The organism is Sphingomonas sp. S2-65 (genome assembly GCF_021513175.1).
GTDB lineage: Bacteria > Pseudomonadota > Alphaproteobacteria > Sphingomonadales > Sphingomonadaceae > Sphingomonas.
The window spans coordinates 3,455,398-3,468,828 of sequence record NZ_CP090953.1; the positions used below are offsets into that span (position 1 = coordinate 3,455,398).

Annotated in this window: 12 protein-coding genes; 7 read left to right on the top strand and 5 right to left on the bottom strand. The window is 67.5% G+C overall.

Annotated features, from left to right (window positions below; genetic code table 11):
* The first annotated feature begins 4 nt into the window (after window positions 1-4).
* Complete coding sequence (locus tag LZ586_RS16205; protein WP_235077347.1) at window positions 5-1,456, top strand: efflux transporter outer membrane subunit; 1,452 nt, start codon at window positions 5-7, stop codon at window positions 1,454-1,456.
* Window positions 1,457-1,629: 173 nt separating this feature from the next.
* Here the strand turns inward: LZ586_RS16205 and LZ586_RS16210 are convergent, their stop codons facing one another.
* Genes LZ586_RS16210 through LZ586_RS16220 form a run of 3 tightly spaced genes read right to left on the bottom strand, consistent with a single transcriptional unit; the run spans window position 1,630 to window position 5,948 of the window.
* The gene (locus LZ586_RS16210) at window positions 1,630-3,156 is read right to left on the bottom strand and encodes an efflux transporter outer membrane subunit (protein WP_235077348.1); all 1,527 of its coding nucleotides are present in this window, start codon (window positions 3,154-3,156) and stop codon (window positions 1,630-1,632) included.
* Between the two features lie 9 nt (window positions 3,157-3,165).
* Window positions 3,166-4,761, bottom strand: a complete 1,596-nt coding sequence (locus LZ586_RS16215; protein ID WP_235077349.1) for an MDR family MFS transporter — start codon at window positions 4,759-4,761, stop codon at window positions 3,166-3,168.
* Window positions 4,758-5,948, bottom strand: coding sequence for an HlyD family secretion protein (locus LZ586_RS16220; RefSeq protein WP_235077350.1), 1,191 nt, complete (start codon window positions 5,946-5,948; stop codon window positions 4,758-4,760). The genes LZ586_RS16215 and LZ586_RS16220 overlap by 4 nt, the downstream gene beginning before the upstream one ends.
* Window positions 5,949-6,045: 97 nt before the next feature.
* Between LZ586_RS16220 and LZ586_RS16225 the strand changes: the two genes are divergently transcribed.
* The 4 genes from LZ586_RS16225 (at window position 6,046) to LZ586_RS16240 (ending at window position 8,356) form a co-directional block, all read left to right on the top strand.
* Window positions 6,046-6,522 carry a MarR family winged helix-turn-helix transcriptional regulator gene (locus LZ586_RS16225; RefSeq protein ID WP_235077351.1) on the top strand — a complete coding sequence of 159 codons (477 nt, stop codon included), beginning with the start codon at window positions 6,046-6,048 and terminating at the stop codon, window positions 6,520-6,522.
* Between the two features lie 40 nt (window positions 6,523-6,562).
* Window positions 6,563-7,174, top strand: a complete 612-nt coding sequence (locus LZ586_RS16230) for a TetR/AcrR family transcriptional regulator (protein ID WP_235077352.1) — start codon at window positions 6,563-6,565, stop codon at window positions 7,172-7,174.
* Between the two features lie 128 nt (window positions 7,175-7,302).
* Window positions 7,303-7,671: a hypothetical protein gene (locus LZ586_RS16235; RefSeq protein WP_235077353.1), complete on the top strand. Its 369-nt coding sequence runs from the start codon at window positions 7,303-7,305 to the stop codon at window positions 7,669-7,671.
* A 46-nt stretch (window positions 7,672-7,717) separates the two neighbouring features.
* Complete coding sequence (locus LZ586_RS16240; protein ID WP_235077354.1) at window positions 7,718-8,356, top strand: peptidylprolyl isomerase; 639 nt, start codon at window positions 7,718-7,720, stop codon at window positions 8,354-8,356.
* Here LZ586_RS16240 and LZ586_RS16245 read toward each other — a convergent pair.
* Window positions 8,353-9,930 (bottom strand): class I SAM-dependent methyltransferase, encoded by a 1,578-nt coding sequence (locus LZ586_RS16245; RefSeq protein WP_235077355.1) that lies wholly within the window; start codon window positions 9,928-9,930, stop codon window positions 8,353-8,355. The genes LZ586_RS16240 and LZ586_RS16245 overlap by 4 nt on opposite strands.
* 69 nt (window positions 9,931-9,999) lie before the next feature.
* Between LZ586_RS16245 and dacB the strand changes: the two genes are divergently transcribed.
* Window positions 10,000-11,427, top strand: coding sequence for a D-alanyl-D-alanine carboxypeptidase/D-alanyl-D-alanine-endopeptidase (gene dacB / locus LZ586_RS16250; protein ID WP_235077356.1), 1,428 nt, complete (start codon window positions 10,000-10,002; stop codon window positions 11,425-11,427).
* 33 nt (window positions 11,428-11,460) lie between these two features.
* On the opposite strand, the gene LZ586_RS16255 is transcribed toward dacB, so the two are convergent.
* Entirely contained in the window at window positions 11,461-12,201 is a 741-nt protein-coding gene (locus LZ586_RS16255) for a hypothetical protein (RefSeq protein WP_235077357.1), read from the bottom strand.
* 268 nt (window positions 12,202-12,469) lie between these two features.
* Between LZ586_RS16255 and LZ586_RS16260 the strand changes: the two genes are divergently transcribed.
* Window positions 12,470-13,408: a DUF808 domain-containing protein gene (locus LZ586_RS16260; RefSeq protein ID WP_235077358.1), complete on the top strand. Its 939-nt coding sequence runs from the start codon at window positions 12,470-12,472 to the stop codon at window positions 13,406-13,408.
* Window positions 13,409-13,431: the final 23 nt, after the last annotated feature.

The following is a 13,431-nucleotide window of genomic DNA, read 5'->3' on the forward strand; positions in this document are numbered from 1 at the left end:
TATCATGACGAAACCCATCCTCGCGCTCCTGGCAGGCGCGACCATGCTCGCGGGCTGCAATTTCGCGCCCAAATACGTCCGTCCCGAAGGCGCGGTGCCGGCCGCGCTCCCTGAGGGCGGCATCTACCCGCGCGCCGCCACCGACGCGCCGGACATCACCGCGGTCGGCTGGCGCGACTTCTTCCTCGATCCCCGCCTGCGCCAGGTGATCGACACTGGGCTCGCCAACAACCGCGACCTGCGCATCGCCGCGGGCAACGTGCTCCAGGCGCGCGCCCAGCTGCGCACCCAGCGCTCCGAGCTGTTCCCGACCGCGTCGGTCAACGGCAGCGCCACCTACACCAACAATATCGGCGCGGGGGGCGCCGGAGCGGGGGCGGGCGCCGGCGCCGGCACCGGCGCAGGAGTCGGCACCGGCGGCTCGAGCAACCTCGAAATCTACTCGCTCAACGCCGGCATCTCGGCCTATGAGCTCGACCTGTTCGGCCGTGTCCGCAACCTCACCCAGGCCGCGCAGGAGCAGGTGTTCGCCAGCGAGGAGGCCCAGCGCTCCACCCGCGTCAGCCTGATTGCCGAGATCGCCAACGCCTGGCTCCAGATGGCCTCCGACCAGGAACAGCTTCGCCTCTCGCGCGAGACGCTCAAGGCGTTCCAGGAAACCTTCCGCCTCACCAGCGAGCAGTTCCGCGTCGGCGTCGGCTCCGAGCTCGAGGTCCGCCAGGCCGAGACCAATTACCAGGCCGCGCGCAACGACATCGCCGCGCTCGAGACCCGCATCGCGCAGGACCAGAACGCGCTCAACCTCCTCGCCGGCACCACGGTGCCGAGCGAACTGCTCCCCGCCAGCTTCGGCGCCGAGCCGGTGACCCGCGACGCGCTCCCCGCCAATTTGTCGTCGCAAGTGCTGCTGCGCCGTCCCGACGTGCTGCGCGCCGAGCACCAGCTGATCGCCGAAAGCGCCAATATCGGCGCGGCCCGCGCGGCGTTCTTCCCGACGATCTCGCTGACCGGCCTGGTCGGCACGATCAGCACCGCGCTCTCGGGCCTGTTCGGCGGCGGCAGCTTCACCTACCAGGCGGGGCCGTCCATCGGCCTGCCGATCTTCGACGGTGGCCGCCGCTCGGGCAACCTCCAATATGCCCGCGCCTCGCAACAGGTCGCCGCCGCCACCTATGAGCGCACCATCCAGGTGGCGTTCCGCGAAGTCGCCGACGCGCTCGCCCAGCGCGGCCGCATCGGCGAACAGGTCAGCGCCCAGTCGCAGCGCGCCAACGCCGCGCAGGTCGCCGCGCGCCTGTCCGAAGCCCGGTTCCGCGCCGGCATTGACTCGTTCCTCAACACCCTAGACGCCCAGCGCACGGCCTACGCCGCCCAGCAACAGCTGGTCACCACGCGCCTCACTCAGGCGAACAACCTGGTCGAACTCTACCGCTCGCTCGGCGGCGGGCTGAACTAGGCCCCTTTCTCCCCTCCCTGAAAGGGAGGGGCAGGGGGGTGGGTTCTGCAGAAGTCGGGGCTCGATGCCCCGGCTTCTGCTTTAAATCGTCAAGCCGTGAGTCTCTTGGGCGCGCAGACGCGCGCACCCACCCCTGACCCCTCCCTGCTTACAGGGAGGGGGACTATCCCTGCTTACCGATCCTTGGACGCGCCACCCGCCACCGGCTCCCAGCCAAGCCCCAGCGCCTTTTGCAGCGCCACATAATCCCCGGTCAGTGCCGCGGTCGCCTGTGCCAGATTCTGCTCGGCCAACACCCGCTGCCGCTCGGCATCCAGCGCGTCGATCAGCCGCACCGTCCCCGCGCGATAGCGCTGCTGGGTCAGCCCCGCCGCACGCACCGCCGAAGCGCGCACCCGCACCAGGCTCGCCACCGTCGCGCGGCGATGGCCGAAGCGCGACAGCGAATCCTCGGCGTCCTGCAACGCCCGCAGCACCGCGCCGCGATACTGCGCCTCGGCTTCGTCGCGGGCGCCCTGCGCCTGCTCGACGCGCCCGCGCCCGCGCCCGAAATCCAGGAAGCTCCATTGCAGCCGCGGCATCGCCAGCGCCGCGAGATTGTCGAGGTCGACCAGCGCCTCGGGCGACGTCCCGCCCAGCCCCAGCATCCCCATCAGGCTCAACCGGGGAAAGCGCGACGCCTCCGCCACGCCGATCCGCGCGGTATAGGCCGCCAGCTGCCGCTCCGCCGCGCGAATGTCGGGCCGCCGCTGGAGCAGCGCCGCGGGATCGCCCACCGCCACTTGCGCGGGCGGCAACGGCGTCGGCGCGGGCGTGCGCAGCACCGTGTCGAGCGATCCGGGCTCCGCCCCGGTCAGCACCGCCAGCGCGTTCAGATACGCCTCGATCTCGGCGGCGAGCGGCACCTGCTCGGCCTCCGTCGCCTCCAGCTGGGTGCGCAGCCGCTCCACCTCCAGCGCCGACGCCGTGCCCCGCGCCGCGCGCTGCTCGGTCAGCTGGAACATCTGCCGCTGCAACACGCCCGACTGCCGCGACAGTTCCAGCCGCTGCTGCCGGTCGCGCAGGCCGACATAGGCGTTGGCGACGTCGGCGGCCAACCGCACCTGCGCGTCGGCGACATTAGCCTCTGCCGCCTGCACGTTGGCGCGCGTCGCCTCGACCGTGCGGCGCTGGCCGCCGAACAGGTCGATCTCCCAGCTCGCATCGAGTCCCGCGTTGAAGAAGTCGAGCGAGCCCAGGTCGGGCACTTCGGCGCCAGCCGCGCCGCCACCGGCACCCGCTTCACCGCCCCCGGCCGCGCCGCCGCCACCCTGGCCCGAGCCGCCGGTCAGGCTGCCCAGGTCGATGCCGGGCAACTCGGCATGGACGTACATGCCCGACGCGCCCGCCTGGGGCAGTTGGTTGGCCCGCTCCACCCGCAAGGCGCCGCGCGCCTGGCGCAGCCGCGCCTGCGCCACCGCCACGCTGGGATTGGACGCCAGCGCACGAGTCTCGAGCATGTCCAAAGTCGGGTCGTTCAACGCCGTCCACCACCGCGCCGGCTGCGGCGCCGCCGCCGTGGCGGCATCGCCCCCGCGCACGAAGCTGGCGGGCGGCTGTCCGGCACTGCCGACGCGCGGCGGCCCGGCATAGTCCGGGCCCAGGGTGCAAGCGCCGAGCAGCACCAGCGAGAGGAGGGGGAAGGGGGCAAGTTTGCGCATTCGCAAGCCTCAATGCATGGCGATGGGGCCGCCCTGCGGAAGCGGGCGGAGGAACAGGACGAGCGGCGTCACGCACAGGATGCCGACGGCCAGCAGCCAGAACATGTCGTTATACGTCATCAACAGCGCCTGCTGGCTGATCATGCCGCCCAGATTGCGCAGCGCCGCGGTCTGGCCGCCGGCCGATTGCGCCATCCCTGCGACATAGTCCTGCACCGCTACCGAATTGGCGGACAGCGACTCCTCCAGCCGGCGGGCATGGAAATAGCTGCGCTGCTCCTGCACGGTGGCGAGCATCGCCAGCCCGACCGATCCGCCGATGTTGCGCGCGGCGTTGAACAATCCCGCCGCGTCGCCGGCCTGTTCGGGCGGCACCGATCGGATCGCCGCCTGGTTCAGGAACAGCATCACGAAGATCGTGCCCACGCCGCGCATCAGCTGTGAATCGGTGAAGGCGCTGCCGGTGGAATCGCCGGTCAGGCTGGTGTCGATCCAGCAGCTGAGCGCCATCACGCACAGTCCGAACGCCACGGCGATGCGGATGTCGATATAGCGCATCAGCAAGGGCGTGAACGGCATCAGGATCAGGCTGGGAATACCCGCCAGCAGCACGACATGCCCGGCCTGCAACGCATTATAGTCCGCGATGATCGCGACGAACTGCGGGATGACGTATGACGTGCCGTACAGCACCATGCCCAGCACCACCGCCATCGCCGCGACGCTGCCGAACTGGCGGTCGAGCAACAGCTTCAGCCGGATCACCGGCCGCTGCGCCACGAACTGCCCGGCGAACAGCAGCACGAACCCAAACAGCGACACCGCGCTCAGCTGAAGGATCAGCGCGCTTTCGAACCATTGCTCGCGCTGCCCTTCCTCCAGCACCACGGTAAGCCCGCCCAGCCCCAGCGCCAGCCCGGCAATTCCCAGCCAGTCAGCCTGGACGATCTCATGCAGCCGCGCCTTCTGATGGGGCAGCCCGACCAGCAGCAGCGTGATCAGCACCGCGCTCACCGGCACGTTGAGGAAAAAGGCGTAGTGCCAGCTGATATTCTCGGTGAGCCATCCGCCGATCAGCGGCCCCAGCACCGGCCCCAGGATCGCGGTCACGCCGAACATCGCCGTGCCGATCGGCTGTTGCTGCGGCGGTAGCCGGGTGGCGATGATCGTCATCGCGGTGGGGATCAGCGCACCGCCGGTGATCCCCTGGCCGACGCGCCCGACGATCATCATCGACAGGCTGGTCGATAGCCCGCACATCACCGAAAACGCCGTGAACAGCACCGTGGCGATCAACAGGAAGGTGCGCAGCCCCAGCATCCGCTCCAGCCAGCCGGACAGCGGAATGATGATGATCTCCGCGACCAGATAGCTCGTCGCGATCCAGGTGCCTTCGGTGCCACTCGCGCCGATCTCGCCCTGGATGGTGGGCAGCGAGGAGTTGACGATGGAGATGTCGAGCGTCGCCATCAGCGCGCCCAGGCTGCCGGCCGCGACCGCCAGCCACGCGCCGAGGTCCGCCTTCTGCACCTGGCCGCCGCTGCGGGCACCGCCCTTGGGCTTGCCGACCGCGGCGGGATCGGCCGAGGTCGCGCCCGCGCTCATTTCCTGCGCGCCTCGTTATGCGCCTTCTGCTCGCGCTCGATCGCCTCGCGCTGGTTCTTGGCGGCGATCGTGTCGACGGTGACGTCCACCGACATGCCCGGCAGGATCAGCTTGCGCGCAGTCGGGCCCAGGTCGATCGCGATGCGCACCGGGATACGTTGGACGATCTTGGTGAAATTGCCGGTCGCGTTCTGCGGCGGCAACAGCGAGAATTGCGCGCCCGTGCCGGGCGAGAAGCTCTCGACTCGGCCATGGATCTCGACGCCGTCCAGCGCATCGACCTTCACCGTCACCGGCTGGCCGACTCGCATCAGCCCGATCTGCGTCTCCTTGAAATTGGCTTCGACATAGAGCTGCTGGTCGGGAACGATCGACATCAGCCGCACGCCCGGCTGGACCAGCTGGCCCGGCTGCACCGTCTTGTCGCCGACGCGGCCATCGCGGCTGGCGCGCAGGATCGACGAGGTTGCGTTGACGTTCGCGGCGGCAAGCTGCGCCCGCGCCGCGCGGCCTTGCGACTGCGCCTGGGTGATCTGGGTGCGCAGCGTGCCGACGCGCCGCTGTGCCGCGTCCAGCCCGGCACGCGCGGTGGCGACCTGCGCGGCGGCCTGGCGCTCCTGGTCGCGCAGTTGCGACAGCCGCTCGCGCGTTTCCGCGCCGGTCGCCGCCAGCGGCGTGTAGCGCGCCACTTCCGAACGCGCGAAGGTGAGGGCACTCTGCGCCGCCGACAGCTGCGCCCGCGCCTGGTCGATCGCGGCACCCTGTTCGCGGATTTGCGCGCGCACGCCTTCGGCGTTGGCGGCGGCGACGTCGATCTGCGCCTGGGCCTGCTCGGCCTGGGCGCGGTAATCGCGCGCATCGATCTGGAGCAGCGGCTGGCCCGCCTTCACCTGCTGGTTCTCGGCCACCAGCACCTTCTCGACATAGCCTGAGATACGCGACGACACGACCACCGCGTCCGCCTGGACATAGGCGTCGTTGGTGGCTTGCAGATATTTGCCGCGGCTCTGGTAGCGCGCGAACCACAGCCCGCCGAGCACCAGGATTGCCGCGACGATCAGCAACAGGATGATGCGGACGCGCGGGTTCTTGAGCGGCGACTTTTTAACGGGCGCTGCATCTTCTGCGTTGGATGGGTCGTTGGCGGCGTCAGCCTCTGCGCTCTCGCGCTGATCCTGTTCGGACATCGGACGGTGTGATCCCTGTCAAATGCGACAATGGCAGCGGCTAATGCTCGCGCTTGCGGGATAGCGCAAGACCATTTATTGAGGGCCCTCATAAGTTATGACAGACCTCGATCAGCTATCCACCGAATTCGGCAGCCTGTTCCTGCGCATGCACCGGCTGCTCGACCGGCGGATGAGCGCGTCGGGAGCCTCGCTCGCCCGCACCAAGCTGCTGATGTATGTCGATCGCCACGGCCCGGCGCGCGCCGCCGACATCGCCGATCTGTTCGGGCTGGCGCCGCGCACCGTCACCGAAGCGCTGGACGGCATGGAGCGCGACGGCTTGGTCCTGCGCGAACCCGACGCACGCGATCGCCGGGTGAAGCGGATCTCGATCACTCCGGCCGGCAAGCGTGCGATCGAGACGACCGAGCCGCTGCGCGCGAAGTTGGTGGATCTCGTCTTCGGCACGCTGGATCCTCAGGAAGCCGCGCAACTCTCGGGCATCGTGGCGAAGCTGGCTGCCGCCGTCGCGCGGGAAGAGGAGGGCGCCGGGCTCGGCTGCGCCGATCCGGAACGCGACGTTCGGGATTAGCTATGGATTTTCCGATATTTATGCTTATGTACCGACAGTTATGAAACTTTCCCTATGTCCTGGTGGCAAGGGTCGCCCGCGTGAATTCGACGTTGACGATGCCCTTGCAGCGGCGCTCCGCGTATTCTGGAGCAAGGGCTATGAAGGCGCCTCGCTGACCGACCTGACGGAGGCGATGGGGATCACGCGTCCCAGCCTCTACGCTGCCTTCGGCAACAAGGAGTCGTTGTTCCGCAAGGCACTCGACCTCTACGAGCGTGAGAAGCTCGCTTACATGCAGCCCGCGCTCGACGCGCCTACCGCCCGCGGCGTGGCGGAACGCGTCCTGCTCGGCGCGCTCGAGATGCACGCCAGTGAGGGGGAGCCCAAGGGCTGCCTGCGGGTGATCAGCTCGGTTGCGTGCGGTGTCGAGGCGGAGTCGATCCGCGCCGAGGTGATCGAACGCCGCAAGTCGTCCGGCCGGCTGCTTATCGAGCGTTTTCAGAAGGCTAAGGACGCCGGCGAGCTGCCCGATACGCTCACCGCGGAAGGGTTGGCGTCCTACCTCATCGCCCTGGTCCAGGGCATGTCGCTCCAGGCCGGTGCCGGTGCCAGCCGCGCCGAATTGTCGGGCTTGGTGGAAACCAGCCTGGCGGTCTGGCCCACGCGCTAGATAAAAATACCGGACGGTACAAAAACCTGCTTGACCCGGTAATCCGCGGTTAATATACCGCCCGGTATGGAAGCTGGAAGACCAGCATTCCGCACAACTTTCGCCAACTTCCAAAATGGCAGGTTTTCATGGCCTATCTGAATTTCAGCCCCCTCCAGGGCCAACCCCTCGCCGACGCGATTCCGACCAAGCGCGCCGCAACCGGCTTCTCGGCACTCGAGTGGCAAGTAGTCGCCATCGCGCAGCGCGACGGCCTCTCGTCGCTCCGCCGCCCCGGTCGTTTGTCGATGGCGCTCGGCGTCGTGTTCGGCGGCCAGCGCACCAGCCCCCGCCTCGCCGACGAACGGCTCGAAGCACTCCGCCGCGCCGCCGTGATCGCCTGGCGCCGCGGCCCGGCGCTTCCACCGCATGAAGTCCGCGCCTTTCACAAAGCGGGCTTCACGCCCGAGCAGTATGACACGCTGCTCGCCAGCATCAGCCGCGGTCGCGCCAACTGATCTAAAGCACTCGCATGCCGACCTAGCTTTCGGTAGCAGGCCGGCCATGCGCCATTTGTTTGCCTCTGCTACCCTCCTGCTGTTCTGCCTTACGGCATCCGCCTCTCCGCCGCCGTCGGCCTTTGTTCGCGTGAGGATCGTGACCTCGGAAGGTCCGATTGTCGTGGCGCTGGAGGCTGGCCGCGCGCCCAAGACCACCGCGAATTTCCTCGCCTATGTCGATGACGGGCGCTTCGACGGCACTTCCATCTATCGCTCCGCCCGCCGAAAAGCGGATCCCAAGTTCGGCTTCATCCAGGGCGGGATCGGAACCGATGCGCGCCGCATCCTGCCGTCGCCGCCGCTCGAGCCCACCGATAAGACCGGCATACGCCACTTGAGTGGCGCCATTTCGATGGCACATGGCAGCAACCCGGATTCCGCCACGGGCAATTTCTCGATCATGGTGGGCGACAATCCGGGGCTGGACGCGAAACCCGGTTCGCGAGGGTTCGCCGCCTTCGGGCATGTGGTGTCCGGAATGGATGTGGTGAAGCGTATTCTCGGCAAGTCGACCTGCTGCGGACGCGACGCGATGCGCGGCCAGATGATCCAGCCTCCCGTGAAGTTGATCCGCGTGCAGCGTCTGGACGGCACACCCCGACCTACCGGCTTGCCCAAGCCTTGGACGCTGGGCTTACGCTAGGTGCTGCTCGGCGCCCGAACCAGGAGTTGGTACATGCCGGCAAAAAGTGCTGGGTGCTCCTGCTCCAATTGACCCCAGAGCCTCAGGTCCAGTCGGTCAGCATCGCCGAAGCGGTCTCGGAACATCGACAGCGCGTCCTGCGAGGCATCAAACCCGACGAGGTTCAACGCGCCAGTAAGCGCTGCTACCTCGGGTAACGTGAACTGGCGCTCGTGGACGTGGAAGACGAGGTCGCGGCATCCGCTGAGCGTGTAGAAGTCGTCGCTTTCGCGCAGGAGGGCGAGCGGGGCCTCCAAGGGCAGGCTGAGCACGTGGCGGCGAAAAGCGCGGATGTCGTCAGGTACGGGCTGCCAGCCGCGGTCGAGGATCAGGCGATGGGCGGTCCGGACCAACTCCCTTGCGCGGTGACTGTAGAGCGACAGACGTAACAGCCCCCCGGGGCGGGTCACCGCGACCAACGCGGCAAGGCCGGCCGCCGGATCGGCTATGTGGTGGAGGACACCGGTGCTGGTGACGAAGTCGAAGCGTTCGTCGAGCAAGTGCAGATCGAGCAGGTCGCCATGCAGGAAGCGGAGGTTTGTTACGCCAAGTTCATTCGCCATCCGCTGGGCGTAGGCGAGGCTGGCGCGGCTGAGGTCGAGGGCAGTGACGGTGACGGTCGGATCGGTGCGAGCCAGATCGATCGCTTCGAACCCCGTGCCGCAGCCGGCGACGAGGACCTGGAACGTGGCCGAGAGTTTCGCGCCGAAGCTCTGAACGAAGGCACGAAGGTCGCGTGGCGCAGGCGCCGGCGGGGCTTGCCAGCGCGGATAGGGATTGGCCTCGTACTGCGCGGCGACTGCCAGGGAGGTTGCGTCGGCGAGCGGTGCCAGGCTGGGGAGCGCGGCTGCGAGCCGACGCTCCTCGATCAGGTCTTCGCGCGTGCGGCGGGCTAGTTCGTTCCATGGTTCGCCATCTGGAAACTCTAGGTTTGGAAGGTCGATGAGGGGGGTGTCGAGGAGTTGGTGGAGGGGGGTTGCTGGACGCTCTTGTTGACGCTGGAGATACTCATTTGAGAAGGCCTGCAAGGCGAGGGCGGGGAGGAGGGGCGAGGCTGCGCCGACCTTTTGCCTAAGTTGTTGAATTCGCGCCTCCATTGCCGGATCGACATTGATGCAGCGCGTCAGGAAGGCGTGCCAGAGCGGATCCTGTTCCGCCAACATTATGTCGGGTTCAGAATGCTTTAGCAGGAGCAGGCGGGCCGCGAAGCGGGCGAGCGGCTGTGGGTCGTCCATGCAGGCGAGCACGGCCCGCTCCAGGCTCAAATGCCACGTTTTCGGCGTGAGTTTTGGTAGCGTTGCACGCAAAATCGGCGTGATTTGCGCTCGAAATTCGGGAAATTTGTCCAATGCGTGCGTCAACAGCTGTATTGTGACGCCCGGCTGCGTCGGTTCCACCAACTCGGCGAGCGTCAGAAAGGCCGGGCCGAACGCCGGATGGCGATCGACGCAGGCGGTGAGCGCGTCGAGCGCCTGCTGCGGGCGATCGGCGCGAAGATGAGCCTGAGCCTGAAGATAGAGCGCGGGAGCGTGCATCGCGGCACGATAAGCGCAGCGGTGATCCTGGACAATTGCCGCGAACGGCCGGCGCCCGTAGAAGTAACCATGATCCGTATCGCCTTCGCGCTCGCGCTGCTCTTCGCCACCCCCGCCGTTGCCCAGAGCCTTCAGCGCAAGGCCGAGGCGGCGCTGGCGGAGGCGCCGCGCGGCACGCGCTTCGGGTTCGTCGTGGTGGACGAAAAGGGGCGCGAGATCGTTGCCGTGAACCCCGACGGGCGCTTCATGCCGGCGTCCAACACCAAGATCGTCACCACCGCCGCCGCGTATTGGGTGCTGGCTGGCATCGATCGGCCGGACACGACGGGCGGCGCGGCGGTGCGGTTGGAAGGACAGGATGTCGTGCTGCAGGGCAATGGCGATGCGCGGCTGTCGAGCACCCCCGATTGCATGACCGACTGCCTGTCGGTGCTTGCGGATGCGGTTGCCAAACGAACCAGGTCCGTTCGCAATGTCATCGGCGACGACACGGCGCTTCCCGACCAGCGGTGGAGCCCAGGGATGAGTTGGAACAACATCCCAGGCGGGTCCGGAACGGGCGTGTCGGCCCTGACGCTGGATGACAACGAAGTGCGGCTGAAGGTGTCGCCAGGGCCGGCAGGACGGCAGCCGGTGGTGGAGATGCTGCCTTATTACCAGGTCGAGAACCGCGCGGTGACCGTCGCATCCGGGCCCACCACGATAAGCTACGACCGGGATCTGAACGGCAAGCTGCTTCGCGTCTCGGGGCAGATCGCAGTCACCGCACCGCCCAGGACGCTGCGGCTGGGGCTGGACGATCCCGCGCACTATGCCGCGTGGCGGCTGAAGACGCTGCTGGAGGCTCGCGGCGTGCGAGTGACGGGGCAAGTGACCGTGCGGCACCGTGCGCTGACGCCACAGGATGACCCCGCCGTCCGCGGCAACGCGCTGCCGGTCCGGGGACAAACGCTGCCGGTGCTGGCAAGGCTGACTCCGCCGCCGTTGGCGGGCGACGTGGCGACGACCAACAAGACGAGCCAGAACCTCCATGCCGAACTGCTGCTGCGGCGCATCGCGCTCCAAACGGGATCCGGGTCGATTGCCGACGGGCAGGTGCGCATCGACGCGATGCTGAGCGGCGCGGGGCTGCCGCGCACGGCCTATGACTTTTCCGACGGATCGGGGATGTCCACGTACAACCGGATCGCGCCGCGTGGCATGGTGACGCTCCTGCGCTGGATCGCGGCGCAGCCCTGGGGCGGCGCATGGCGGGCGACGCTGCCGATCGGCGGCGTCGACGGCACGCTCGCGCGGCGGTTCAAGGGCACGGCGCTGGAGGGGCGGGTGTTCGCCAAGACCGGGACGCTGAACGGCACGAGTGCGCTGTCGGGCTATCTGGTGGCGCGAAGCGGCAGGACGTTGAGCTTTTCGTTGATCGCAAACGACATTCCGCAGGACGGCGACGTGTCGCGCGTGATGGAGGCGGCGCTGCTCACCGTGGCGGAGGGGAGCTGAGATCGGCGCCCGGCAAAGACTGGTCCGATTTGGTCAGTGCGGAAGGCTGAACGTGGCGATACCGCGCAATTTCGGGCCGCGAATCCAGCGCGGTGCGTCGGAAAACACCGTTTCATGCTCTGGATTGACGTAAATCACGGTGACACGGGCGTTGCCGGTATCCACCGCCTGCTCCAGGCAGGTGCGGACCTGCTCCATGACCGACGCGTCAAACGGATTGTAGAAATAAGCGACGATCGAGGTGCCTGCCGGCTGATGGGTGGCCGCGTTCGCGGCAATGATGCGGGCCGGCTTCAACCCGGGATTTTGGGCTGAAAAACGGGCAAGGTTGGCCTCGGCCACGTCGCATAGCCGCTGGGAAAGCTCGATCCCGGTGACCGAGCGGAACCCCATCTCCATCGCCATCATCAAAACGCGGCCCTTGCCTGCGCCATAGTCGATGAAGTCGTGTTCGCCGGGATCGAGCCCCAGCGCCTTCACCGGAGTGCGAAGCATCTCTTCGCTGCTGGGGTCATAGCGCTTGGAATGTTCCAGTAGATCGCCGGTATACCCCAGGTCGCGCGTGCTCTGCCCCTCGCTGGTGTCCGTCCCCCAGCGTCGATCGAAAGCGCGGTCGGACGCGATCGCCGATCTGGCCGCCGGAGACAGTTGAAAGATCCGATGGCGGATGTTGAGGATCGCCAATCGCCAGATCTCTGTCGGCGAGCGGCCTTGCAGACGATTCAGGATGGAGTTTGCCATTGCCCGGCGATAACTCAGAAACGCTACGGACAAGTAAATAGATGGCATGTTCTATCGTCATCAAAGAAACGATAGTTCGCGTCCGAGATTTCATAAGCTGCCGTGCGTTGCTCTTCCGAGGCCGATCGGCCGGAGCGAGGCAAGACTGCCTCCCTCCGGCGTTCAGCGATTGGATTCCCAGGCGCCAGAGCGCGGCATGCGCCCGGCGCCGCAGCAGGAGCGCGGGAACAGGACGATCGCGCCGTGCATATTCCCCCGCAGCGCGCTAGCGAGAGCGCCACATCGGAAAAGGGGAATGCCAATGGCAGGTGGTTTGGTCGCGCTGCTGGACGATATCGCGGCACTTGCGAAGCTGGCCGCAGCGTCGGTGGACGACGTGACCGCTGCTGCGGGACGGGCAAGCGCAAAGGCGGCCGGCGTGGTGATCGACGATACCGCGGTGACGCCGCGCTACGTCGTCGGGCTGTCGCCCGACCGCGAGCTGCCGATCATCTGGAAGATCGCGCTGGGATCGCTGCGCAACAAATTGCTCTTCATCCTGCCGGCCGCGCTGGCACTGAGCGCCTTGGCGCCGTGGGCGATCACCCCGATCCTGATGGTGGGCGGCGCCTATCTCTGTTTCGAGGCAGCCGAGAAGATCGTCGAGGCATTGAGCGGGCACCACCATGCCGAGGAAGTCGAGACGATCTCCGACCCCAAGGAACTCGAAGCGCGGCAAGTGAGCGGGGCGGTGCGGACCGACTTCATCCTCTCGGCCGAGATCATGGCGATCGCGCTGTCCGATCTTCCGGCAATGTCGCTGGGGACGCGCGCGCTGGTGCTGGCGGTGGTCGCAGTGGCGATCACGATCGGCGTGTATGGCGTCGTCGCCTTGATCGTGAAGATGGATGATATCGGACTGCATCTGAGCCGGCGGGCGTCGTCGGGCGTCCGGGCGTTGGGCCGCGGGCTGGTGAAGGCGATGCCGGTGCTGCTGAAGGCGCTGTCGCATATCGGCGTGGCGGCGATGGTGTGGGTCGGCGGCGGCATCCTGCTGCACGGGCTGGACATTTTTGGCTTGGGCGCGATCCCGCACGCCGTGGAGCATTTCGCCGAGCAAGTGGCGCACGGCGTGCCCGCGGGGCAGGGCGTGGTCGTCTGGCTGGTGAACGCAATCGCAGCGGCGATACTGGGCCTGATCGTCGGGGGCATCATCGTCGGGTTGCTGCACCTGGTGCCGCGCAAGGCTGCCCATGGCTGAAGTCGCCCGCATGCTTCCCGGGT